This window comes from Providencia sp. PROV080, assembly GCF_033688105.1.
In the GTDB taxonomy this organism is placed as follows: domain Bacteria; phylum Pseudomonadota; class Gammaproteobacteria; order Enterobacterales; family Enterobacteriaceae; genus Providencia; species Providencia zhejiangensis.
In genome coordinates this window covers 1,222,495-1,245,996 of record NZ_CP096346.1, presented here as the reverse complement: position 1 = coordinate 1,245,996, position 23,502 = coordinate 1,222,495, and the positions used below count along the sequence as shown (strand labels likewise).

Annotated in this window: 21 protein-coding genes and 1 pseudogene; 10 read left to right on the top strand and 12 right to left on the bottom strand. The window is 38.6% G+C overall.

What is annotated here, in order from left to right:
* Window positions 1-256: 256 nt before the first annotated feature.
* Complete coding sequence (locus tag M1F03_RS05370; protein ID WP_318840096.1) at window positions 257-2,653, top strand: beta-N-acetylhexosaminidase; 2,397 nt, start codon at window positions 257-259, stop codon at window positions 2,651-2,653.
* Between the two features lie 74 nt (window positions 2,654-2,727).
* Here M1F03_RS05370 and M1F03_RS05365 read toward each other — a convergent pair whose 3' ends face one another.
* Entirely contained in the window at window positions 2,728-3,465 is a 738-nt protein-coding gene (locus M1F03_RS05365) for a vWA domain-containing protein (RefSeq protein WP_196713451.1), read from the bottom strand.
* 453 nt (window positions 3,466-3,918) lie between these two features.
* Between M1F03_RS05365 and M1F03_RS05360 the strand changes: the two genes are divergently transcribed.
* Window positions 3,919-4,434 (top strand): DUF2165 family protein, encoded by a 516-nt coding sequence (locus M1F03_RS05360; protein ID WP_251463707.1) that lies wholly within the window; start codon window positions 3,919-3,921, stop codon window positions 4,432-4,434.
* On the opposite strand, the gene M1F03_RS05355 is transcribed toward M1F03_RS05360, so the two are convergent.
* Window positions 4,431-5,360: a LysR family transcriptional regulator gene (locus M1F03_RS05355; RefSeq protein WP_163860801.1), complete on the bottom strand. Its 930-nt coding sequence runs from the start codon at window positions 5,358-5,360 to the stop codon at window positions 4,431-4,433. The genes M1F03_RS05360 and M1F03_RS05355 overlap by 4 nt on opposite strands.
* A 194-nt stretch (window positions 5,361-5,554) precedes the next feature.
* On the opposite strand from M1F03_RS05355, the gene M1F03_RS05350 reads away from it, so the two are divergent.
* Entirely contained in the window at window positions 5,555-7,348 is a 1,794-nt protein-coding gene (locus tag M1F03_RS05350; RefSeq protein WP_251463705.1) for an adenine deaminase, read from the top strand.
* Window positions 7,349-7,363: 15 nt separating this feature from the next.
* On the top strand, window positions 7,364-8,707 hold the full coding sequence (locus M1F03_RS05345; RefSeq protein WP_154623103.1) for an NCS2 family permease: 1,344 nt from the start codon (window positions 7,364-7,366) through the stop codon (window positions 8,705-8,707).
* 38 nt (window positions 8,708-8,745) lie between these two features.
* Here M1F03_RS05345 and M1F03_RS05340 read toward each other — a convergent pair whose 3' ends face one another.
* The 4 genes from M1F03_RS05340 to M1F03_RS05325 form a co-directional block, all read right to left on the bottom strand.
* Entirely contained in the window at window positions 8,746-8,949 is a 204-nt protein-coding gene (locus tag M1F03_RS05340; RefSeq protein WP_163860799.1) for a hypothetical protein, read from the bottom strand.
* 65 nt (window positions 8,950-9,014) lie between these two features.
* Entirely contained in the window at window positions 9,015-10,166 is a 1,152-nt protein-coding gene (locus M1F03_RS05335) for a lactonase family protein (RefSeq protein WP_375097483.1), read from the bottom strand.
* 390 nt (window positions 10,167-10,556) lie between these two features.
* The gene (locus tag M1F03_RS05330; protein ID WP_154623109.1) at window positions 10,557-10,961 is read right to left on the bottom strand and encodes a RidA family protein; all 405 of its coding nucleotides are present in this window, start codon (window positions 10,959-10,961) and stop codon (window positions 10,557-10,559) included.
* 85 nt (window positions 10,962-11,046) lie between these two features.
* The gene (locus tag M1F03_RS05325; RefSeq protein ID WP_154623111.1) at window positions 11,047-11,979 is read right to left on the bottom strand and encodes a helix-turn-helix domain-containing protein; all 933 of its coding nucleotides are present in this window, start codon (window positions 11,977-11,979) and stop codon (window positions 11,047-11,049) included.
* Between the two features lie 88 nt (window positions 11,980-12,067).
* On the opposite strand from M1F03_RS05325, the gene M1F03_RS05320 reads away from it, so the two are divergent.
* On the top strand, window positions 12,068-12,658 hold the full coding sequence (locus M1F03_RS05320; protein ID WP_163860796.1) for a TetR family transcriptional regulator: 591 nt from the start codon (window positions 12,068-12,070) through the stop codon (window positions 12,656-12,658).
* 135 nt (window positions 12,659-12,793) lie between these two features.
* On the opposite strand, the gene mdlC is transcribed toward M1F03_RS05320, so the two are convergent.
* On the bottom strand, window positions 12,794-14,425 hold the full coding sequence (mdlC, locus tag M1F03_RS05315) for a benzoylformate decarboxylase (protein ID WP_163860795.1): 1,632 nt from the start codon (window positions 14,423-14,425) through the stop codon (window positions 12,794-12,796).
* Between the two features lie 581 nt (window positions 14,426-15,006).
* Window positions 15,007-15,660 (bottom strand): oxygen-insensitive NAD(P)H nitroreductase, encoded by a 654-nt coding sequence (gene nfsB / locus M1F03_RS05310; protein WP_251463703.1) that lies wholly within the window; start codon window positions 15,658-15,660, stop codon window positions 15,007-15,009.
* 263 nt (window positions 15,661-15,923) lie between these two features.
* Between nfsB and M1F03_RS20015 the strand changes: the two are divergent.
* Window positions 15,924-16,130: pseudogene (locus tag M1F03_RS20015) on the top strand (winged helix-turn-helix transcriptional regulator); the annotation flags it as partial.
* Between the two features lie 60 nt (window positions 16,131-16,190).
* Here M1F03_RS20015 and tet read toward each other — a convergent pair.
* Window positions 16,191-17,381: a Tet(A)/Tet(B)/Tet(C) family tetracycline efflux MFS transporter gene (gene tet / locus M1F03_RS05300; RefSeq protein WP_251463701.1), complete on the bottom strand. Its 1,191-nt coding sequence runs from the start codon at window positions 17,379-17,381 to the stop codon at window positions 16,191-16,193.
* An 82-nt stretch (window positions 17,382-17,463) separates the two neighbouring features.
* On the opposite strand from tet, the gene tetR reads away from it, so the two are divergent.
* Window positions 17,464-18,087 (top strand): tetracycline resistance transcriptional repressor TetR, encoded by a 624-nt coding sequence (tetR, locus tag M1F03_RS05295; RefSeq protein ID WP_154623988.1) that lies wholly within the window; start codon window positions 17,464-17,466, stop codon window positions 18,085-18,087.
* On the opposite strand, the gene M1F03_RS05290 is transcribed toward tetR, so the two are convergent.
* The 3 genes from M1F03_RS05290 to M1F03_RS05280 are packed head-to-tail and all read right to left on the bottom strand — an operon-like array spanning window position 18,065 to window position 19,460.
* On the bottom strand, window positions 18,065-18,754 hold the full coding sequence (locus tag M1F03_RS05290; protein ID WP_163860794.1) for an ArsR/SmtB family transcription factor: 690 nt from the start codon (window positions 18,752-18,754) through the stop codon (window positions 18,065-18,067). The two genes, tetR and M1F03_RS05290, sit on opposite strands and share 23 nt — an antisense overlap.
* A 6-nt stretch (window positions 18,755-18,760) precedes the next feature.
* Window positions 18,761-19,147, bottom strand: coding sequence for an amino acid-binding protein (locus tag M1F03_RS05285; protein ID WP_154623986.1), 387 nt, complete (start codon window positions 19,145-19,147; stop codon window positions 18,761-18,763).
* Entirely contained in the window at window positions 19,140-19,460 is a 321-nt protein-coding gene (locus M1F03_RS05280; protein ID WP_163860793.1) for an antibiotic biosynthesis monooxygenase family protein, read from the bottom strand. Before M1F03_RS05280 ends, M1F03_RS05285 begins: the two co-directional genes overlap by 8 nt.
* A gap of 442 nt (window positions 19,461-19,902) precedes the next feature.
* Between M1F03_RS05280 and gltS the strand changes: the two genes are divergently transcribed.
* The 3 genes from gltS to M1F03_RS05265 all read left to right on the top strand — a co-directional run bounded on the left by gltS (window position 19,903) and on the right by M1F03_RS05265 (window position 23,500).
* Complete coding sequence (gene gltS / locus M1F03_RS05275; RefSeq protein WP_251463699.1) at window positions 19,903-21,108, top strand: sodium/glutamate symporter; 1,206 nt, start codon at window positions 19,903-19,905, stop codon at window positions 21,106-21,108.
* A 188-nt stretch (window positions 21,109-21,296) separates the two neighbouring features.
* Window positions 21,297-22,202, top strand: a complete 906-nt coding sequence (locus M1F03_RS05270; RefSeq protein ID WP_154623289.1) for a LysR family transcriptional regulator — start codon at window positions 21,297-21,299, stop codon at window positions 22,200-22,202.
* Window positions 22,203-22,258: 56 nt separating this feature from the next.
* On the top strand, window positions 22,259-23,500 hold the full coding sequence (locus tag M1F03_RS05265) for a D-amino acid dehydrogenase (RefSeq protein ID WP_163860791.1): 1,242 nt from the start codon (window positions 22,259-22,261) through the stop codon (window positions 23,498-23,500).
* The last annotated feature ends 2 nt before the right edge of the window (window positions 23,501-23,502 follow it).

Here is a 23,502-nt window from a genome sequence, read left to right as displayed (position 1 = left end):
CCTTAATCCATCGCGGGAGAATTAATACTTCCGCGATAAACTCATTGTCGATGAAAATACATCACTTTCCTTCCTACATTCCATACAAAAAATAAACAATAAAAATCAATTATCTAGATTTAATATTACCTTCCGCACTTAATTCGCATCAAAAAAATAGTGTGAGCCATGTCATCTCCTCATCAACTAAGTTGGACTTCATAGCTTTATTTGTGTTCAAAATAGCATTCACTATTACGAATAATAAGGGATCTCTATGATTAACAAATTTACGTCTGCTATCGTCATCTCTTCACTGATTTATGCGTTACCGAGTGGTGCTCAATCAATCTCTGAATTGCCCTTAATGCCTTGGCCTCAGCAGATTGAAATAAAAAATGCGAATGGAAAATGGCTACTGAATAATGAACTCGATATTTATATTGAAGGTGATGATTTAGATGACGCGATACGTCGTTGGCGCGATAGAATAGAGATCCAAACAGGCTGGCAATTAACGCCACATCAAGCAAAAAATAGCCATGCACCTATCAAAATTTTCATCGAGAAAAAAGTAGCCGAATTACCCGCTATTGAGATGGACGAAAGCTATCAAATCATTACCGATGATAACGGTGCCACCATCAAAGCTGCGACTCGTTTTGGTGCTATGAGAGGAATGGAAACCTTATTGCAATTGATTCAAACGGATGGTGAAAATACGTTTGTGCCACTGTTGAGCATTAATGATAATCCGAGATTTAGTTGGCGTGGTGTGATGCTGGATTCTTCGAGACACTTTCTTCCGATCAACGATATCTTGCGGCAAATCGATGGTATGGCAGCCGCAAAATTCAACGTATTTCATTGGCATTTAACCGATGATCAAGGATGGCGTTTTGAATCGCTTCGTTATCCAAAACTGCAACAGCTCGCCAGTGACGGTCAATATTACACACAAGATCAAATGCGCCAAGTTGTTGAGTATGCTAAAGAACGAGGTATTCGTGTCGTACCAGAAATTGATTTTCCAGGTCATGCCTCCGCTATTGCGGTTGCATATCCAGAGCTAATCAGTGCCGCGGGTCCATACCAAATGCAACGCCATTGGGGGGTTCACCCTCCCCTGCTCAACCCAACCCAAGAGAGCGTCTATCAATTTACCGATGCACTCATTGGTGAGTTAGCCACCATTTTCCCTGACGAATATATCCACATTGGTGGTGATGAAGTCGACCCAACACAATGGCAAAATAATCCATCCATTCAAGAGTTCATGCGAAAAAATAATTTAAAAGATACCCATGCGCTACAAGCTTATTTCAATCAAAGCCTTGAACAGATATTAACCCATCATAACCGTAAAATGGTTGGCTGGGATGAAATACAGCATCCTACGTTATCAAAAAATATCGTCATTCAATCATGGCAAGGGCAAGACTCACTCGGGCATAGTGCTCAAGAGGGGTTTAAAGGACTCTTGTCGACGGGCTTCTATCTCGATCAATCGCAAAGTGCAGCTTATCATTATCGCAATGAAATATTACCTCAGCCATTTACTGTAGATATCAATGTTAAACAAGGTGAACAATTCCAAAGTTGGCAATTTGAAATTGAAAGGCTTAAAGGCAGCCCAGTAAAAGGTAGCTTCACGTTAATAAAAGGAGTGGATGGCTGGCGTGGATTTATTGATTTTGCAGGTAAATCACGACGAGCTATCAATAAAATTGAATGGCGCTCACCACAACAAGTCAGCTTTTCTGTAGATACTTGGATGGGAGAAACTCGTCCAGTCGTTACATTAACCAATGGAAAGCTGAGTGGCTACACGATTATTGGCAATGCACGCTATCCAACAATAGGCTCTCAATTAACCGCAATCCCCAAAGGTATTGCACCAACAACCCCTGACAGCAATAAAATGCCGAATATTCTCGGGGGAGAAATTGCTTTATGGGCGGAAAATATTCGCGCACCGATCATTGATACTAAGTTGTGGCCACGAGCCTTTGCGGTTTCAGAGCGTTTATGGTCAGCAAAAGATGTCAATAATGAAAATGATATGTACCGTCGTCTGCATGCAGCAGATGCTTGGTCGACCCTCTCTGTCGGTTTACAACAACACGCACAAACAGCGCGTGAATTTACACGATTAGCAAATGGTGTTGATATTGAACCTTTAATCATCTTATCTGAATCTGTAGAGCCTGCGCATTATTATACGCGTCACCATTTGAAATTCCGTGAAAATCAATATCATCAATACGAACCACTGAACCGGTTTGTTGATGCTTTGCCCGCCGAAAGTACGCAAGCAAGAGCTTTTAAACAACATATTGATACATTGATCGCTAAACCCGATGATCAAGTGACTGCCCAGTGGTTAACACATAAATTAAAACGTTGGCACAATAACATTCCACAGGTGCAACAGCTGATAAAGCAAAACGTCAATTTAGCACGTTTAGCGCCTGTTGCTGAAAATGTGGAGCAATTGTCCACAATAGGCATCGAGTTAATTGAGCATTACACGGCCAATACCCCCCTAACTGCCAGCCGTAAAGCAGCCATGGCTCAGCAGTTAGAAAAGAGTGCTGAGTTACAGGATGAATTAGTGGTTGCGATTGTTGAGCCACTCGAGGCATTGCTTCGCCATATCCCAACGAAAGATTAGTGCAAAAAATACCCCCAATAAACTTCATTGGGGGTATATATACCGCTTATTGGTAGCCTTAACCTCTTGCTACTCTATTTTTTAGCGCGATCCATCGCATCGGCTTCAACATCCTTTTTCCACTCCTCTGATATTGGTGCAGCTTTTTTCTTTGACTCAACGGCATTATTTACCGCTTTATAAGCTTTATCGTAACCCACATCATCTTGTACGTAAGATGTTGCTTTTGACCTGCTAATACCAATATTATCAGCGGCTACAATGGCATCCATATTGGCACCGAGAAAGATGAAGTCCCATTTATCCTCGATCTCCGCCGACTTAATCATCGATTTAATCTTATCTTGACTGTATTTACGGCTACTATTTTCTTCACCATCAGTAATAATGACAAACAGGACATTATTATTCTTCGTTAATTTACGGTTTTCTTGCATTTTGATAATCGTATCGCCAACCGCATCTAGCAAAGCAGTGTTACTGCCTACTTTATAGTCTTCTAGTGTTAAATTTGAAACCTTATTAATAGGTTCTCTATTGTGTAGTAATGTGGTTTTATCATTAAACAAAACCGTCGTAATAAAAACATCCCCTTTTTTATTACGATTTTCTGTTAATACACTATTAAAGCCGCCAATCGTATCCGATTCAAAGCCTGACATTGAACCACTTTTATCGAGTATAAAAACTAAATCTAATACTTCTGCTTGTGATTTCTTCTCAATCACACTCTGGCCGCTGACAATAGAAGAAAACATCAGCAAAATAGACATAACGATCATGCCAAGAAACGACTTTAACTTTGAATTCATTTTGTTATTCCTATAAGAAAATACATCTTGGACTAATAACCATTATTAGTTTACTACGCTTATTTCACATAAGAATACTCTGGTTACCTTTTAAGTATACTCTTAAAATGATTTATTCTAACAACGAAATGGATTTTACAAACATCTAAATAACATACGCCATCAACAAATAAAAATACACCATTCATTCTTTTTGCAGCATAAAACACAAACCTCTGCACTCAATTTAAGTACATTTTTATGTTTGATACTTTTACTTTTAATTACTCACACAATTAACTATCTACAGATAAACATTCCTCATTTCCATACCTTCCCATAATTTATTTAACCCATTGATACAAATATACATTTCATCTGATATTGACAACAAACAATCGTAAATAAAATATCAAAATGCTATTTTAAAAATAGACATAAACATTATAAGAATAATTATTTTCAAGGGGAAATATGATAATTCGAGTTTCTAAATCATTATGTGTTTGCGCCATAGCCTTTTTTATTTCATTATCTGCATTCAATAACTTAACAGATTACAATATTAATTTTACTTTTATACAACATGTTTTAACGATGGATTCAATATTTTATGATGCGACTATTAAATATCGTGCCATCGATTCCCCAATACTTCATCATTTTGCTTACATTACTATTATTATGCTTGAAATTATTTCATCTTTAATTTGTTGGTGGGGTGGAATTAGACTTTTTCAAAACAGAAACAAAAGTGCTGCCATTTTTAATCGGAGTAAAAATATGGCTATTATTGGCCTAACACTCGCCTTTGTATTATGGCAGACACTTTTTATGTCTATCGGTGGTGAATGGTTTGCAATGTGGATGTCTAAACAATGGAATAGTGTACCTAATGCATTTCGTTTTTTTGTCACGGTGCTTTTAGTATTAATTTATGTCGCTTCACAAGACAGTGACAAAGAATCCACTTCCTCAGTTACCTACTAACTATTTATAGGGTTATCTTTTAATGTCTTGAGTAATACCATAAATGCCGACTCGACCATTGGCGTTAATACTTGACTGGTTCTCATCAACGATACAGTGCGTGTCAGTGCGGGCTGTTGTAACTGTAGCACAACCAAATCAGGCTCACGTAAGTGAGCCGTATAGAGCTGAGGGAGGATAGCTACCGCTAATTTAGAACGAACTAGCCCATAAAGAGTTTCAATATAATCGACTTGATAACGCACATTTAGCTTCAAACGATGGCTTTCGATGGTCGCTAAGACCAAACGTTGAATATTCCCCTTAGAGAATACCGCGATATCACGATTATTTAGCATTTTCCAAGGGAGATGAAAACCATTTGCTAATATATCTTCGCGGTGAACAACGGCAACGAAAGGATCATCTTGCAATGTAAAGAGTTGCAGTTCACGAGGCACTGAACTGTCAAGGACCCCTACGCCAAAATCGATTTCATTATTCATTAACTGAGAAACGAGTGAATCATTTGTCTTATCGTAGAATTCAACATTAAGCCGAGGAAAATGTAAATTTAGCTGAGTAGGAACATTAGGAAATAATAATGAGCTAACGGAAGGAACTAACCCAATACGCAACGTACCGTCTCCCCCTTCCTCAATGATTTGTTGGATATCGCTAAAAGCACGATGCGACACACTCAAAATACGTTCAGCATGCGGTAAAATCGCCGCCCCCAATTCAGTGAGTGTGACCGAAGATGCTGTACGGTTAATCAATTTACCGCCAATAACATTTTCAATTTGACGCAGTGCACTACTCAACGCTGGCTGACTAATCGCTAATCGACTGGCTGTATCAGTAAAATGACGTAAATGAGCCAATGTCACAAAATATTGTATTTGCTTTAACGTTAATGCGGGTAGACGCTGCCAAGGTTCTGCCATGTTATCAGTACACACTCTATTTTTAGGTAACGTATTGTTAAATATATTTATTTAACAAATATAATGCCTAACTGAATTCAATAGGATAATTATCATTATAACCCTTTCTTATGATCTGATAAGTTTTATCATCTTGGCAAACGTTTGCGTTGCTCATAAAGTACAAACCAATAATCTTTTATTGATGGTGATTTATGAGTGTAACTGACTACAGCAGACGCCGCGCAATACAAGCAGCCAAAGGTGAAATTCCCTTTGATCTCCTCCTAACACAAGCCAATATCGTTGATATGGTGACGGGTGAAATTCGCCCTGCTGATATTGGTATTATCGATTCTTTGATTGCCAGTGTTCATCCTACAGGTAGTCGCCTCGATGCAAATGAAGTGCATAATCTCAACGGATATTTTATCTCTCCCGGACTGATTGATACTCACGTTCATCTAGAGAGCTCCCATCTTCCGCCTGTACGCTACGCTGAAATTGTTCTCACTCAAGGAACCACCGCCGTATTTTGGGATCCACATGAACTGGCGAATGTACTTGGTTTAGAGGGGGTTCGCTACGCAATCGAGGCAAGCCGTCATTTACCATTACATGTTATGGTTGCCGCCCCCTCTTCCGTTCCTTCAACACCTGGCTTAGAAATGTCTGGCGCTGATTTCGCGGGCAAAGAAATGTCAACGATGTTGAGTTGGCCTGAAATCCATGGCGTCGCTGAGGTAATGGATATGTTTGGTGTACTTCATGGCAGCGAGCGCATGGAGGAGATCTTACACGCTGGCTTAAATTGCGGTAAGTTGATTGAAGGACATGCAAGAGGGCTAAAAGGTGCCGACTTACAAGCATATCTAGCGGCTGGGGTCACCTCCGATCATGAGCTCACTTCAGCAGAAGATGCCTTAGAAAAACTGCGTGCTGGGCTAACGCTTGAGATCCGCGGCTCACATCCGTATTTATTACCTGAAATTGTTGCCGCACTCCAGCAATTACCGCATCTTTCATCACAAATCACTGTATGTACTGATGATGTTCCACCAGATATTTTAATTGAAAAAGGTGGCATTATTGCCTTACTCAACCTATTAATTGAACAGGGTATGCAAGCAACTGACGTCTTACGTTTTGCTACCTTAAATGCCGCCATTCGTTTACAACGTAATGACCTAGGCTTAATTGCAGCTGGACGCCGTGCGGATCTGGTCATCTTTGACTCCCTCAAACAACTCAAAGCACAACGCGTTTATGTCGCAGGCCAACAAATCTCTGAGGATGGTCAATTATTAACGCCTCTCGCCACGAGCCAAGATGTGCTCCCGCCAAGAGATACCATGCATTTATCACCAATCTCGGCCGAGGACTGCCAATTACACATTAAAAATATCGTCAATGGCAGTGCTCGCTTACGCCATATTCGAGGCGCTCGTTTCACACAATGGGGTGAAATCGATGTGCAAATCAATGATGGCAAAGTGCAACTACCGAGTGGCTTTAGTTTAATTCGCGTTCAACATCGCCATGGTCGCCATGATGCCAAACCACAAATAGCATTATTAGAAGGATGGGGAGAACTACGAGGAGCAATTGCCACTAGCTACTCCCATGATTCTCATAATTTAGTTGTACTCGGTCGTGATGCTAATGATATGGCTCAAGCTGCTAACTTGCTGATTGAAAGCGGTGGTGGAATGGCATTAGTTCAGGATGGGAAAGTATTAGCCCACGTTGCGATGCCGATCGCGGGTATGTTGTCAGATTTACCTGCTCATCAACTCGCAGAACAGTTTCGCCAGTTACGTGAGCTTAGTAGTAAGATTGCAGACTGGGAACCTCCTTATCGCGTTTTCAAAGCAATCGAAGGCACTTGCCTTGCCTGTAATGCAGGCCCTCATTTAACGGATCTCGGACTTACCGATGGCACGACTCGTGAAATTGTTAATGCGGTCATTGAATCGAATGAACACGAATACAAACACAATAATAAATGATAGGAGAGCCAACTAATGGCTGACAACATGCTTCAAAAGCCAACATCAGGGAGTTGGTTAGAAAAACGTTTTGCGTTGCACTCGCGTGGTAGCAGTATCAGAAGCGAATTTTTGGCAGGCATCACAGGCTTCCTCGCGGCAGCCTATTTGTTAGTTGTGATCCCTGGGCTACTTGCCGCAGGAGGGATGGATAAAGGAGCTGCCACAACAGGAACCATTATCGTATTTGTACTTGCCAGCTTACTCATGGCGTTTTATGCCAATCTGCCTTTTATTGTCGGTCCAGGGATCGGTGGCTCTGTACTGGTTGGCATTACTCTCGCAGGTAGCGAAGGGATCAATTGGCAAATTGGTTTAGGTATTGCTTGTTGGTCAGGAATTTTATTTTTCTTGCTCACAAAGTTCGGTTTACGTGAAGTCGTGACACGGTCGGTTCCTCAATCAATCAAACTGGGATTAACCGCCTCTATCGGCCTATTTGTTGCCGTTCTAGGATTTCGTAATGCAGGTTTAGTTCTGGCTAATCCCAAAACAAATGCGTTGATGTTGGGAGACTTTTTATCACCCGGTGCACTTGTAGCATTAGCAGGTTTCTTTTTAGCGATTGCATTACAAGCTAGACGTATACCGGGAGCTATCTTATGGGCAATACTTTTCGCTACCATTGTTGGCATTCCTTTTGGCGTGACAAAATTACCTGATAGCTTTTTTGGTATTCCTCATTCGGTTGCTCCAGTATTTGGTGAAGTTGATTTAATTGGTGCTTTGAATATTGCGTTTCTTCCTTTTTTATTTGTATTCTTTGCCGCCGAATTCTTTTCAACCATGGGAACCACTCTTGCCGTTGGCGGTGAAGCAGGCTTACTCGATAAAGAAGGCAATATGCCTAATATAAACCGTCCCTTTATTGTCGATTCTATTGCCGCAGCTTTAGGGCCTTGGGTTGGTATTCCCGCAGCAACGGCTTTGATCGAATCATCAGCAGCCGCGGAAGCGGGAGGTAAAACAGGTTTAACAGCACTGGCAGCAGCCTTTATGTTCTTCTTAATGCTGTTATTTACCCCCATTGCTCTAATGATCCCTGCTCAAGCCACTGCACCCGCACTGATTTTGATTGGTTTAAACATGTTCAGTGGTTTACGTAAAGTCGACCTTGCCAACTTTACTGACGGTTTACCGGTTTTGCTAATGGTAATGATCACGTTAATCGCGAATAGCTTTGGTACCGGTATTGCCGGTGGGTTACTCTTTTATATTCTGATTAAAGCGGTTGCTGGAAAATGGCGAGAAATCCCAATTAGCCTATGGGTTTTAGCTGTACCACTCGTGTATTACTTCTCCACATTAGTTAAACATTAATCACTTTCAGCACTCGGCAATAGCTGGGTGCTGTTCAATCAATCAACTTTAACCACAAAACAGTTACAACCGCAGTGAAAACGCACCACTTGAGGTAATTTTGGTTTTTTACCTTTGCGTTTACTCTTTGAGTTTTCAATTTCAATAGCATGCTTAATTTCATTAATTTCAAATCTTGATAAGCGCTTATTATTTCCCGTAGCACTTCGAAAACGTTCATCACCAAATTTTACGCCAGACATTGCTATTCCTCAGAAAAAATAATATGGGTAACGTTCATAAGCATTACCCATTAATCTCACTCGTGCTATTTTGTCTCATTCATAACCATTTGTGAAGGCGCGCCAATAGGTAGGTAATCATCGACAAAGACAAGCTCCCCTGTATTAGGCATCACCTTAAATCGGGTGATATTATCGCTACGTTGGTTCATTACATATAAATATTTGCCATCAGGAGATAACGTTAAGGTTCTAGGATAATCACCTCGTGTCCACGTTTGTTTTGCTTGACTTAACGAACCATCTGCATTGACATTAAAATGCGCAATACTGTTATGTAAACGATTTCCAATATATAAATGTTCACCATCTCGGCTTTCAACTATCCCTGAAATAAAATTTGTTCCCTTATAATTTTCAGGTAATGTCGATACAGTTAAACCTTCTTTTAATGTCCCTTTTTGTTTATCAAATTGATATTGTGTTAATGTCGAGGCTTCTTCATTCACTAACCAAACTCGCTCGCCTATTTTTGAAAAAATAAAGTGGCGAGGACCTGCACCTTTAGATGACGCCATAATATACGGGGGGTCATTAGGGATTAATTTGCCATTTTTAGCATCAAACTTATATTGGTAAATACGATCTAACCCTAAATCTGTCGTCAAGACATATTGTCCCGAGGGATCGGCTGATATCATATGTGCATGAGGGCCATTATGGTCACTCATTGCAAAACTGCCTTCAACCGCAGCTTCAGGATATGCGGCCCCCGCTGGCCCATGATGTTGAATAACATCACTTGCGGGTAATAAGCCACCATCTTCACGGATAGGAAGAACAGATATTGCACCACTATGATAGTTAGCCACTAATAAATGACTGCCATCCGGTGTTATGGATAAATAAACGGGGCCATCTCCCCCCGATGAAACCTGATTTATTGCTTGCAGAGAACCATCCTGATGGATTTTCCATGCATGAATCGTACCTTTTTCAACTTCACTTCCGGCATAAAGCACTGTGCCATTATTTGATAATACCAACTGTGCTGCATTGGTAAGTGGAGCCGCTAATATTTTATGACTTAATTGACCTGTTTGATTATCCACATTAAAGCGGTATACCCCTTCCCCATTAGGGCTATATGTACCAACCCAAGCAAATTGAGGCGACGCTATCACAGCAGTACTAGCAAACATCAATGATGCCGCCCAAATAGATAACTTATTTGACATAATAAATTTCCAAGTTAATGACAGTGCAAACCTCATATCTTGGTACAAAAAAATATGAGCATTAAATCTAACGACAGCATTTTCAGAATAAGAAAATCATTAGAAACTGTGCAGACACATTATTTCCATTTATGAGTGGAAATTATTAACTAAATAGTCTTATCCATTTCCATTTGTTTAATGCTCATTATTTAACACTATTTTTGAGGGTAATCTTAAACGTTAGATTCAGTTTTGGTGGGCAATTTAACTTTAGTGTGAAATTCCATTTTTGAGATACCGGTCGATATATTTATCACCACTCATCATTATTGGATGATCGGCGGAGATATCACTAGCTATGGTTTAGATTAGTAAAAACCGATAATCAAATATTACCGGTTATCCTTTTTAATTGAGCACTGCATGTGCTTCAATTTCAATCAACCACTCAGGTAGTGATAATCCTGTGACAATAATCCATGATGAAGCAGGAGGTGTCGACGTGAATTTCTCTTTTAGCGCCTGAGATATCGCTTGTTGTTCTTCTTCGCTATCAGCACCTTGCTTAATATAAATTCGTAACATAACAACATCATCTAACGTTCCGTTCGCCGCTTTTAAAACATGCTTAATATTTTCAATCGATTGGATGGTTTGCTCATACATTCCTCCTGCAACAGTACGCTGGTTTGCATCAACGCCAACTTGCCCTGAAAGAAAAATTTGACGTGAACCTTGAGTTTCAATCGCTTGGCTAAATCCATACTGTAATGAATTAAAAACAGCATCAGGGTTAATCAATTTTTTTGACATATAATCTCATTTTTAACAGTGATTGTTGATAACAGCTCAGATTGCTCATGTGTATAAAAAACAAAGAATAAAATGATTTGATGACTTAATAGATAGGAACAAAATATTCGATTTCAATGTCATTTAAGGGAAATTCAACATTTTCTTTTTGATTAATATACTTTTCAATATCCTCCCCCTCACGGCGAAATAACCCTAAAGAAGGAAGCGAGTAAAGGTAAAGATTTAAGTTAAAATCACGATACTCAGCTAAAGAACCTTTAAATGAGAATTTAGCGTACTTACCACTTGGTAAATTAATTTCCCTAAATTCTTTCTTATCAACGATAGAATCTGTTGCCTTTAATCCTATTTGATAAAAAACCTGCACCATGTGTGACCTCTTTTCCGTTTTTTGGTAGTCGATCAGCACATAGCATTCTTTTATTTTTAAATTAGTGGATTTAAAGAAATCAGCCCAAAATGTTTCTCTGATACTTTCATGCAACAATCCAACTTCATCGAGTGAAGACAAATATTGATAGTCTTTAACATATAAAGTGTATGGTAGACAATCAACAATTTGCGGAATAGCTAAGTAGTTAATATCAAAGTTAATAGGAGGCTGCATAGCATCCAAATTCCACAATTTATTTCGTCGATAACAACTTGGAGTAACCTTAAAAATGTATTTAAATCGGCGAGTAAAAGATTGTTGTGAATCAAATTGGTATTTTAGCGCTATTTCTAAAATCGTCTTTTTAGTTAACCTTAGCTCCACAGCCGCTTTAGTCAAACGACGAGCTCTAATATAAGCCGCTAAAGTGATTCCCGTCACTTTTTTGAATAAGCGCTGAAAATACCACTTAGTATAACCGGCTTTATTTGCAACATCATCAAGCAATAAAGATTGATCTAGATTATGCTCTATCCATAATAAAACATCTTTAATAACAGTTATATGAAACTGTTCATCGTCCCATCGTAATTGGATGCTATTGGCTTTATTTTGATAGCGAGAGTGCTGTTCAATATACATAAAATAACCTAAATGCTTTCAAGATTGTCACGGCTATACCATCGTGATATTATTAACATACTGTCGGTATGTTATTTTTATATCTATCATGGAAAATAGAAATCAGCAACAAAAAAATTTTAAAAGCACTCACCAATTACTGGTAGATTCAGCACGAATCTTATTTGTAGAAAAAGGCTATCAAACGGTTTCAATCGATGAGATTTCAGCAAAAGCCTTGGTAACCAAAGGTGCTTTTTATCACCACTTTAAAAATAAAAAGCAGCTGCTCTGTGCTTGCTATAAACAACAACTCACTATTATTGATAATTACATCACAACAAACGTAGATTTAATGGATAGTTGGTCAGCTTTAGAACGTGTTTTTGAGTGCTACCTTGATTATATTATTGCTAATAATCATACACTTATTCCTATTCAAGAAGTCATGCCTGTCATTGGTTGGAATGAGCTCGAAAAAATAAATCTGGAATATACTTCAGGTCGGGTCAATGCAATTATCGGTGAATTAATTCAACAACATCAGCTGAAAGATTACAGTGATGACGTGCTAAAAAACTTACTAAATGGCTGGTTCATGCATATTGCAATACATGCAAAAAATATTAAACAAATTGCAGAGCAAAAAAATCAGTTTATCGCTATTTATCGTGACTTTTTGTTAAGTTTAAAAAAATAACATAACGCCATTATACTTAAATTTAATTTATTTACTCAGTCATCCTTTTCAAAAATAAAGCTCCCTCTTAAAGTTAAACAACAACTTTAAGAGGGAGCTTAAGAGATTTAATGCATAAAAACACGCTGTTATTGGTTAAATCAATGGGGGAATTGAAGGCAAAATAGGAACTTCAATCACCGTAGGCCCCTGCCGCTTAAATGCGTCCTCACATGCGGCTTTAACCTGTTCTATTGTTTCAGCCCTAACGGCAGAACAACCATAACCTTTCGCTAATGAAACAATATCCAGCCCTGGGATATCAAGACCCGGCACTCCCGGCGTTTGCTCTAATACCGAAAATGATTTCAAAATGGCGTATTCATCATTTTTAGGGATCACAAATATAATGGGTAATTGCTGTTGCGCTGCACTCCAAAGCCCTTGAATGGAATATTGCATTGAACCATCGCCAATAATTGCCATTACAGGCCTATTACGACCACTATCCTTCTCTCCAAGAGCAATACCGACACTCGCAGGTAAATTCCATCCCAAAGATCCACTCGCAAAAGTATAAAAAGAATCAGGAGTCTCTATCGGCCATTCACGATGTAATTCGCCTAAATTAGATGGCGATTCTTCCACCAAGATTGTTTCTTTTGGAGAAACAGCTCTCAAGGTTCGAAATAACGCTGCCGCGCTCAATACAGATTGCTGCGTTTCTGGCTCAACGGCTGCTGGATGTGGAGCCATATTATGGGTTTGTTTAATAATTGTTTGTGATGGGGCCGTTCTTGGGCTAACAAGCTCAGTTAAACCTTCAATCGCTAAGACTGCATCACTTAAAAGACTGTCTCCGACTGGCGCTCTGCCTATTTCAATAGGATCATCCGTTATATGCAATAAACGTAACCCTTCAGGAATATAATGACCTGATACATAAGGATAATAACGAAAAACAGGCGCACCAATGACCACCGCTAAGTCATGCCCTTGCAATTTTTCTGATAAAGGTTTAATTGCAAATGGTAACCCTCCCGCATAAAGAGGATGAGTCTCAGGAAAAGCAGGACGTTCTGAAGCTGGGGCGGCCCAAACAGGGATATTTAATTTTTCAGCAAGTTTGATACCTGCATCCCATCCTTGCCCACGAGCAATCGCTGAACCATAAATCAAAACCGGATTTTTGGCAGCCATGATAGCATCAGCAAACTCTTCCAAACGTACAGGATCATAACCGATACGCTGTGGTATAGAACGCACAACGGCGTGCTCTTCTAAAGCCGCTTTATCCCAATCATCCAGAGGAATCGATAAAAAAACAGGGCCTGCCGGTGGTTGAAGCGCCATTGCGTATGCACGCATAAATGCCGCGGGAACATCTTCCGCCCGTGCAGGTTGATAGCTCCATTTAACCCATGGTTTAGGTAAGGTTTCCGGTTCAATATTTGTCAGCCATGGTTCCATAAGTAACATTTCACGAGTTTGGTTACCCGCAGTGACAATGAGTGGCGTTCTATTCATATAAGCCGTTAAGATGTTACTCATTGCATTACTCAGTCCAGCGGAGGTATGCACGTTGACTAAAGCAACTTTACGTGTCGCTTGCGCATAACCATCAGCTGCCGCAACGGCTGAGGCTTCCTGTAAAGTTTGGATATAACGAAAATCGCTCGGAAAATCTTTAAGGAATGTTTCTTCTGTCGAGCCAGGATTTCCAAAAATAGTCGTGATATCCAATTCACGTAATAAATCGAATGTCACTTGGCGGATCGTTTTTTTCATCTTACAACTCCAATAATAACTATGGCTCTATGAGATAAATACATAAAAGACGTTGCTATTGTTGCTGACGATGAACGTAATTATCATAATAACATCATCAACAACGGTATCCTTCACTGCCAATGAACACAGGCATAATCTAATCACAGCTGAGAAGATATTTTTATTAGAATAAGTATTAAAATAATAACATTGCTGGTCATTTTTTGAATAAAACGCTTTTATCTAAAAGAGAACAGGTTTCGTTTTTTATCTTTAATACGTTTAAAATTTTAATCTATTTTTTAAAATTTAAAACTATTAAATTAAAATAATAAAATTTAGCCATCTTAAAATAACAGACTGTTAAAACATTTTATATTGATGAAAACAGAATAAGTTAAATCTAAATCATCTTTAATAGATGATAACAGGAATATAAATAATAAAAATACACGATAAAAAAGAACAATAAATAATAATGCATCTAAAAACAGATAGCTTTTACACGCTACATGACTTATCGTGCCATTCACTAAAAAAACAAAAAGGTAATTCATATTAATGAGTTACCTTTTACATTAAAGAAGAGTTATGTTTATTTAAATAACGGTCATGACCTCTTTTTCAGGTAAACGCGACTTGGTTAACTCAGCATTAAAATCATCGACAGCACGGTATCCTAAAGCAACCATCGCAATAGGCTCTAACCCTTGTTCAGTCAGCGTAAATTCGCGATCAAGAATAGCAAAATCCATACCTTCCATTGGTACTGCATCCACACCTAACGCAGCAGCCCCCATTAAAAAGCTTCCTAAGTTAATAAAAGTTTGATTTTTCAGCCATTGAGACAAGTCTTTTTGCGTATTTCGATGATAATTCACAAAGAAATCCCTTGCTCCTGCCATCATCGTTTTATGTTCATCTAATGCATAACGGCCATCGAATGCTTCTTGTTCAAGTATCTTATTCATATAAGCTGTATCAACGTTAGTTTTGCTACAGAATAAGATGACATGAGACGCATCAAGTATTTTTGGAGTATTAAACGCATAATTAGCTGCTGTTGATTTTGCCATGCGTTGTTTAGCGTCACTGCTTTGCGCAATAATAAAATACCAAGGTTGGATATTAACACTAGAAGGGCTGTATCTTAACAACTGTTTAAGTTTTTCAACCACATCATCAGAAATGGTTTTAGTTGGATCAAATGATTTTGTTGAATAACGTTTCATAGCGACATCAATGATTGACATAACTTTTATCCTATCAATAACAGCAATAACAATGGGAAAGTTGATATCATAACCAATACTACCTCTTTAACAAGTACGTACATTTTTGATATATAGTCACATAATGGATACTGTAAAAAACCTCGCTATGATACTTATGAATATGATGGCTGCCCGTCGAAGCTTCATTAAAGCTGATTGATGGTAAAGGGAAAGGCATGATCCTTTACTAGCTTACTGACCAAACGTTGAGGTTTAAGGAATAACAACGTCGCCTCAAATTTATGACTCATCGTATACTCACCAAACAATTACACGAGTTGGAATCAGCGGGATTAATTCACCGAGAAGTATTTCCTGTCGTCCCCCCAAAAGTTGAGTATAGCCTGACAGAAAAAGGTCAATCTCTAAAACCTATTCTGTTGTTACTCAAAAGCTGGGGAGAAGAACATGCATTTCCCTTACTGATTTCACAAAAAAGCACACCATAATAAATCTCAAATCGTGCCATTCTTTGAATGATTAGGCGTAGATTTTCTGCATATTAATGCTTAAAGTGCATTTGCACGCTTTGGCATATAGCTTATCGACAATAAAATGATAATCAAATAGAGCATCAATCCTATTAGCCAAACCCAACCATCCCAAATAGCGAGAGTTTGATTATAAATAAACGCAAACATTAAAGGACCGATAACACCACTTGCATTCGTCAAACTGACTAATAACCCTTGTAATGCACCTTGCTGGTGATGATTTGCTTGAACCGACATCGCCCCCTGTAATGCTGGTAATGAAATCCCCCCGCCAGCAAGCAGAATTAAAACAGGAAAAATTAGCCATCCTTCTGAAATAAATGCTAAAAAAATAAAAGCGCTACTATCTGCAATAAATCCTACAAGTACCGTTGTTTTCTCCCCCCACTTTTTGGCAATTTTTCCAGTTATAAACGCTTGAAATAGAGCATGTAAACAACCAAGTCCAGCCAATGAAAAACCAACCATCATACTGTTCCAACCAAAGCGATTCTCAGTAAACAGCACCCATACTGTTGCTGGAATTTGTCCAATCAATTGGGCTGAAAAATAGATGACCAGTAAAATTGGCATCGTTTTAAAGAGCGTCATAGACACGGAACCGGATTTAATCACGGCCTCTTTATCTTTATTAAGATTGGCATCTTCCGCAGTTTTTCCAGTTTCATTGAAGTGAATCATGACAAAGAAGAAAGTCGTTATATTTAAAAATGCGGCAATAAAAAATGGGCTATGGGGTGAAATATCTCCCGCTAATCCACCAATAATGGGGCCAGCTATGAGTCCAATACCAAAACTTGCCCCTAACCTACCAAACCATTTCACTCGTTCAGAAGATGACGTGGTATCTGCTATTACTGATGCGGCGACGGCTCCAGTCGCTCCCGTAATTCCTGATAATAGACGCCCTAAATACAACATCCAAAGCGCGCTTGAAAAAGCCAATAATAAATAATCCAAAGACGCACCAAGGAGTGATAATAATAAAATGGGACGACGACCAAATCGGTCAGACATCTTTCCAAGCCAAGGTGCAAAAATAACTTGCATTAATGCATATAAAGCCAACAACACACCAAAATGATTGGCAATATTTTCTGGCGCAATAAATTCACGTAATAAGGTGGGTAAGACTGGCATAATAAGGCCAATCCCCATGGCATCGAGTAACGTAATTACCAATGCAATCTTTGCTGATTTGTTCATTTCACTCAACTCTATCACTGATAGGGAGTGGTAAAATAACTCTATCAGTGATAGAGTGTCAATCATAAATTAGGAGTTAATAATGGCAAGATTAGATAAAAGCAAAGTCATTGATAGTGCACTAGAGCTACTTAATGAGGTTGGAATAGAGGGGCTAACAACGCGTAAACTGGCTCAAAAATTGGGTGTAGAACAGCCTACATTATATTGGCACGTAAAAAATAAACGGGCTTTACTCGATGCATTAGCCATTGAAATGTTAGATAGGCACCATACTCATTTTTGTCCTTTAGAAGGAGAAAGCTGGCAAGAATTCCTACGTAATAATGCTAAAAGTTTTCGATGTGCTTTATTAAGCCATCGTGATGGGGCAAAAGTACATTTAGGGACAAGACCAACAACAAAACAGTATGACACTATCGAAAAACAACTCGCATTTTTATGTCAGCAAGGTTTTTCTTTAGAGGACGCATTGTACGCACTTAGTGCCGTTGGCCATTTTACTTTAGGCTGTGTATTAGAAGATCAAGAGCATCAAGCAGCTAAAGAAGAACGAGAACACCCTACCACAGATACTATGCCCCCATTACTACGACAAGCTATCGAGCTATTAGATAATCAAGGAGCAGAACCCGCCTTTTTATTTGGCCTTGAACTTATTATTAATGGATTAGAGAAACAACTTAAATGCCAAAATGGGTCTTAAAAGCAGCATAGCCTTTTTCGTTAATCGTCACTTCACGATAACCTATATGCCGAGTTAACCAACCTTTAGATTGGTAAAGTGTAAATAACGCAGCGCCGATATAGCCACCTAAATGGAAACGGCGTTCGCTCCAATCTAAACAGGCACAACAGACTTTACGGGAATATTTGGTTGGTAGATCTATACCCATATCATGAAAATATTGGATTCCCTTTAGTGTGATCATTTCACCATTTTCAGTGATCCATTGCTGATGACAAAGAAAATCATAAATTTTAACGGCAATCTCTCCAGCTAAATGATCATAGCAAATACGAGCTTTGCGTAAATGCACAGGCGTTGAAATTTTAGCATGCACACTATAATTCAATGATATTCCCATCATGCTCTCAATTAATTCGGCAATCTCTTTCCCCGCTAATTGAAAATAGCGATGCCTCCCTTGAGCGATTACTATAATTAACCGACTATCTACTAATTTAGATAAATGGCTGCTAGCCGTTGAAGCGGATATGTCTGCAACAGAACTTAGCTCCGTGGCGGTCCAGGCTCGACCATCCATTAAAGCACAAAGTATTTTTACTCTTGAAATATCAGACATCGCCGCACCTATAGCAGCTATTGCAGATTCAAAAGTCATATCTTGTTGAATGAGAGATTTAACCATAGTCGTTCACTTTATTGCCCAAGCAAGCGTGACAGATGCGGCCATATTATCATTGTCGGTTATTAGGATCAGTTTATTTGCATGGTCACTGTACTGCACTAAAATATTAATACCATTTTCTGCTAACACGCGTGCTATTTCTCCGAGTTCCCCCGGCCTTTCTTGCTTTAACTGACGAATTAACGGGGTATGGATCGCTCGTACTGATAATCCAATCTGCTCTAATACAACCTTAGCCTGCTCGCCCTGTTCAACGAGAAAATGAGCATGACACTCATCGCCAATCGTAAATATTCCCCCTCCTTCTAATCCAATACCATGATGACCTAATGTTTCTCCTAGTAAGGCTAATTGACCTGCTTGATTATCTAAAACAACATGAATATCAAACATTATCATTATCCTTTTTAAATGAATATTCACGGACTAGATGAGTAATGCTGATTTTATAATAACTAAATATCGATTCTCGACCTTCTTGTTGAGCTTTCGCATGTAAAACGTGATTTTTCCATTGTAGAACCGCATCTTCATCTTTCCACCAAGATAGCGATAACATTTTTCCTGCTGTTGATAAACTTTGAAAGCGCTCAATAGCAATAAAGCCGGATACGTTAGTTAATAGGGTTTTTAACTCCTCAGCCAAAGCTAAATAGCGGGTTTGTTGGTTGGGTTGTATTTGTACTTCAAATATTACAGCTATCATATTTTTCTCCGTTGTTTATCTACGAACAGAGTAGTTCAGCCAAAAATAAACGCTTCGATAAGCAACGAAATAAAGGAAAACAACAAGACTGTTTTATGTCACACATCACACTTCTTTAAATTACTCAATATCTTCTTATTACAGCCAACCCACCGTATAAAATTGATGATTATTTATACTTTTTTTATTTTTCAATTTATACAGTATTATGTCAAAACCGCATGCGATTAGGCCTATCACGAAATATACCCCATTCCATTTGCCTTAATTTTTTCATATTTACTGTGTGAAATAACCTCTAAATTATCTCTCTATTAACTAAAAGTTATGGATACCCAAACAAAACTCATTGTTAAATATTAGTTAACCAAAGTAATTTAATTTTTCACTAATGTTAAATTGTTATAGTGAAAAATCTGGTAAACTAATAGAGGTAAAAATAATGATCCTAGATACCAGTTATACATTATTAGTCGCATGTATCGCGCTATTGATTGGGATGTTTGTTGTCAAATTTACCCCATTCCTACAAAAAAACCATATTCCCGAAGCGGTTGTGGGAGGTTTTATTGTTGCTATTATTTTGTTAATCGTTGATAAAACGTCAGGATACACTTTCACTTTTGACTCATCATTACAGAGTTTATTGATGATCGCCTTTTTCTCGTCTATCGGCTTAAGCTCCGACTTTTCTCGGCTGATTAAAGGCGGAAAACCCTTGGTACTACTCACTATTGCTGTAACAATCCTCATTGCTATACAAAATACCGTTGGTATGGGTATGGCTGTTATGATGAATGAAAGTCCATTTATTGGATTAATTGCGGGTTCAATTACTTTGACTGGGGGTCATGGTAACGCAGGTGCTTGGGGACCAATTCTAGCGGATAAGTATGGTGTTACGGGCGCGGTAGAACTCGCTATGGCATGCGCAACACTTGGATTAGTTCTCGGTGGACTTGTTGGGGGGCCAGTTGCACGCCACTTATTGAAAAAAGTGACAATCCCTAAGACAACAGAGCAAGAACGTGACACTATCATTGAGGCTTTTGAGCAACCCAGTGTCCAGAGAAAAATTAACGCCAATAATGTCATTGAAACAATTTCAATGCTGATTATCTGTATCGTCGTTGGTGGTTATATTAGTGCGTTATTTAAAGATACTATCCTACAATTACCAACCTTTGTATGGTGCTTATTCGTAGGTATTATTATCCGTAATATCCTGGCTCATGTATTTAAACATGAAGTATTTGAACCTACTGTCGATGTATTAGGTAGCGTTTCCTTATCACTGTTCTTAGCAATGGCATTAATGTCATTAAAATTTGGACAGTTAGCAAGTATGGCTGGACCTGTATTAATCATCATCGCTGTGCAAACTGTTGTCATGGTATTATTTGCCTGCTTTGTTACCTTCAAAATGATGGGTAAAGATTATGATGCCGCCGTTATTAGTGCTGGTCATTGTGGTTTTGGAATGGGTGCTACGCCAACCGCCATTGCAAATATGCAAACGGTGACAAAAGCATTTGGTCCTTCACATAAAGCCTTCCTCGTTGTCCCTATGGTAGGTGCATTTATTGTGGATATTTCAAACAGTATTTTGATCAAAATATTTATTGAGATCGGTACTTACTTCACTTAATAATTCGCTTCTCTTTGGTGAGCTTCCCATAGTAAAAAATAGATGAGGAAGTTCACCACTTCGCTTTTTCCTCGCTATAAATTGCACTTATTACCGACAATTCAATAATTCATTGACTCAGTTATCTGATTATTTTTTATTTATCCGTTAGAATGCCTACAAAATGAATAGTAGGTAGGCTACATAGAATGAAATTAAGACATCTTGATATCTTTTATGCTGTAATGACTTGTGGTTCTTTAACTCGTGCAGCGGAAGTTTTGCACATTTCACAGCCAGCTGCCAGTAAAGCGCTAAAACATGCAGAGCAACAATTAGGGTTAGTATTATTTCAACGAATTAGAGGTAAATTATTACCCACGGATGAAGCTTTACTGCTCTTTGATGAAGCAAAAGAAGTTTATCGAAATTTAGATCGCCTAAGAATATTAGCACAAAATTTATCCAAAAACCCTCAAGGGAAATTGGCGATAGGTTGTTTACCAAGCCTTGGTCTGAATTTAGTTCCTGAAGTGACAGCGCTGTTCATAAAAAAACATCCGAACATTAAATTGACAATTGGTACCCACCATACTGTCGATATTATGCAGTTATTAACTCAGCAAGACTTAGATATTGGTATTGGTTTCAATTTATCCATTGAAGGCGGTATTACGGTATTACCTATCGCCGAAATACCACTCGTTTATGTTGATCACCAACAGCACCAAGGGCCGATTTCATTAGCTGATATTGACCAAAATCGCTGGATCCATCCAGGTTCAGACTCTCTTGCTCAATTATTACAGCAATACCATGAATTTTCTGTTTCTAATATTAGCGTACATACTTATCACATGGCCGCTGAGTTTGTTCGTGCTGGATTAGGTTGCAGTATTACGGATATTTTCTCTGCTGAACACACATTACCAAAATCGATGATCCATCCATTGAAAGAGGATCTACATTTAGCCGTTTCAGTATTTCATCGTGCAGATAGGCCCTTGACCAAAGCCGCCCAAAATTATGTAAACACGTTGTCACTGACCCTAGAAAAAAGAAATAAAGTAGTTAACCAAAAGTTATACTCCTGCAATGAAAACTCAATTGTTTAGTTAACTTATTCGCCGTTAAATAATAACTCTCCTGTTATTATTGGTTGCGGATAATTATGAAAAAACATGTGGTGGTGATTGGTGCAGGTGTTATTGGTCTCAGTACCGCATATGCTTTAATAAAAGCGGGTCATGCCGTCACGTTATTAGAATCAGAATCTGATGTCGGCATGCAAACCAGTTTTGCCAATGGTGGGCAACTTAGCTATCGTTATGTTGCACCTTTAGCGGATGCAGGAGTGCCATTACAAGGTTTAAGTTGGATGGGAAAGGATGACTCCCCTTTAAATTTAAAAATTCAATTTTCCCTTCAACAATGGGCGTGGCTAACCCAATTTACCCTCGCTTGTAACCGAAAGACTAATAAAATTAATGGTGCTCACCAGCTTCGCTTATCATTACTCAGCCAAGAAATAATGAATAGTTGGCGAACCAATGGTGATATTGGTGATTTTGCTTGGGAAAAATCAGGAAAGTTAATTATTCACCGCGAACAAAAAAGCTTTAATAAAGCTTGTGAAACTATTGATAGCCAATTTCAAAAAGTATTAACTCCTGCTGAAATTACTGAATTAGAGCCTTCACTAAAGAATATTCAATCACAACTCAAGGGAGCAATTTATGCGCCTGATGATGAAAGTGCAGATTGCTACTTATTCTGTAAAAATTTACTGCAATTCTTATCAACTCAAGCTGATTTTAAACTCTGTTTACAACATGCTGTGCTTTCATTTATTAAAAATAAACAAAGAATCACAGGTGTTATAACTAATCAAGGCACTATTCTTGGTGATGATGTCATTGTTTGTGCAGGTAATGGAAGTAGAGAACTATTACGTCCACTAGGTATTCATGTACCTATGCTTGGTCTAAAGGGATATAGTCTTTCAATTCCCTACCCAGAAAAAGAACACATCGTACCAAAGATTAATGTTACTGATTACGGTAATAAGATTGTTTACGCAAAATTAAATCAACAGCTTCGTATCGCAGCAATGGTAGATATTGGCTATGATAAATTAGGGTTACGTGATAACCGTATTCTTGCGCTAAAAAATATTATAAGCAAAACCTTTCCTGAATTGACGCATCTCGATGATGCCGAAACATGGTGCGGATTGCGCCCATCGACCCCCAAAGGCCCCCCTATGTTAGGTAAAACTGAATACGATAATCTTTGGCTAAATATTGGCCATGGTAGTCTAGGCTTTACATTGGCAGCGGGAAGTGCAGAGATCCTTAATCAATTAATTTCAGGAAAAACTTCACCAATCTCTTTAACTGGATTAACAAGGTAATA

Excerpts from the sequence above, each read along its gene's own strand:
- M1F03_RS05370 (WP_318840096.1), top strand. The coding sequence starts at position 257 with ATGATTAACAAATTTACGTCTGCTATCGTCATCTCTTCACTGATTTAT.
- M1F03_RS05365 (WP_196713451.1), bottom strand. The coding sequence starts at position 3,465 with ATGAATTCAAAGTTAAAGTCGTTTCTTGGCATGATCGTTATGTCTATT.
- M1F03_RS05360 (WP_251463707.1), top strand. The coding sequence starts at position 3,919 with ATGATAATTCGAGTTTCTAAATCATTATGTGTTTGCGCCATAGCCTTT.
- M1F03_RS05355 (WP_163860801.1), bottom strand. The coding sequence starts at position 5,360 with ATGGCAGAACCTTGGCAGCGTCTACCCGCATTAACGTTAAAGCAAATA.
- M1F03_RS05350 (WP_251463705.1), top strand. The coding sequence starts at position 5,555 with ATGAGTGTAACTGACTACAGCAGACGCCGCGCAATACAAGCAGCCAAA.
- M1F03_RS05345 (WP_154623103.1), top strand. The coding sequence starts at position 7,364 with ATGGCTGACAACATGCTTCAAAAGCCAACATCAGGGAGTTGGTTAGAA.
- M1F03_RS05340 (WP_163860799.1), bottom strand. The coding sequence starts at position 8,949 with ATGTCTGGCGTAAAATTTGGTGATGAACGTTTTCGAAGTGCTACGGGA.
- M1F03_RS05335 (WP_375097483.1), bottom strand. The coding sequence starts at position 10,166 with ATGTCAAATAAGTTATCTATTTGGGCGGCATCATTGATGTTTGCTAGT.
- M1F03_RS05330 (WP_154623109.1), bottom strand. The coding sequence starts at position 10,961 with ATGTCAAAAAAATTGATTAACCCTGATGCTGTTTTTAATTCATTACAG.
- M1F03_RS05325 (WP_154623111.1), bottom strand. The coding sequence starts at position 11,979 with ATGTATATTGAACAGCACTCTCGCTATCAAAATAAAGCCAATAGCATC.
- M1F03_RS05320 (WP_163860796.1), top strand. The coding sequence starts at position 12,068 with ATGGAAAATAGAAATCAGCAACAAAAAAATTTTAAAAGCACTCACCAA.
- mdlC (WP_163860795.1), bottom strand. The coding sequence starts at position 14,425 with ATGAAAAAAACGATCCGCCAAGTGACATTCGATTTATTACGTGAATTG.
- nfsB (WP_251463703.1), bottom strand. The coding sequence starts at position 15,660 with ATGTCAATCATTGATGTCGCTATGAAACGTTATTCAACAAAATCATTT.
- tet (WP_251463701.1), bottom strand. The coding sequence starts at position 17,381 with ATGAACAAATCAGCAAAGATTGCATTGGTAATTACGTTACTCGATGCC.
- tetR (WP_154623988.1), top strand. The coding sequence starts at position 17,464 with ATGGCAAGATTAGATAAAAGCAAAGTCATTGATAGTGCACTAGAGCTA.
- M1F03_RS05290 (WP_163860794.1), bottom strand. The coding sequence starts at position 18,754 with ATGGTTAAATCTCTCATTCAACAAGATATGACTTTTGAATCTGCAATA.
- M1F03_RS05285 (WP_154623986.1), bottom strand. The coding sequence starts at position 19,147 with ATGTTTGATATTCATGTTGTTTTAGATAATCAAGCAGGTCAATTAGCC.
- M1F03_RS05280 (WP_163860793.1), bottom strand. The coding sequence starts at position 19,460 with ATGATAGCTGTAATATTTGAAGTACAAATACAACCCAACCAACAAACC.
- gltS (WP_251463699.1), top strand. The coding sequence starts at position 19,903 with ATGATCCTAGATACCAGTTATACATTATTAGTCGCATGTATCGCGCTA.
- M1F03_RS05270 (WP_154623289.1), top strand. The coding sequence starts at position 21,297 with ATGAAATTAAGACATCTTGATATCTTTTATGCTGTAATGACTTGTGGT.
- M1F03_RS05265 (WP_163860791.1), top strand. The coding sequence starts at position 22,259 with ATGAAAAAACATGTGGTGGTGATTGGTGCAGGTGTTATTGGTCTCAGT.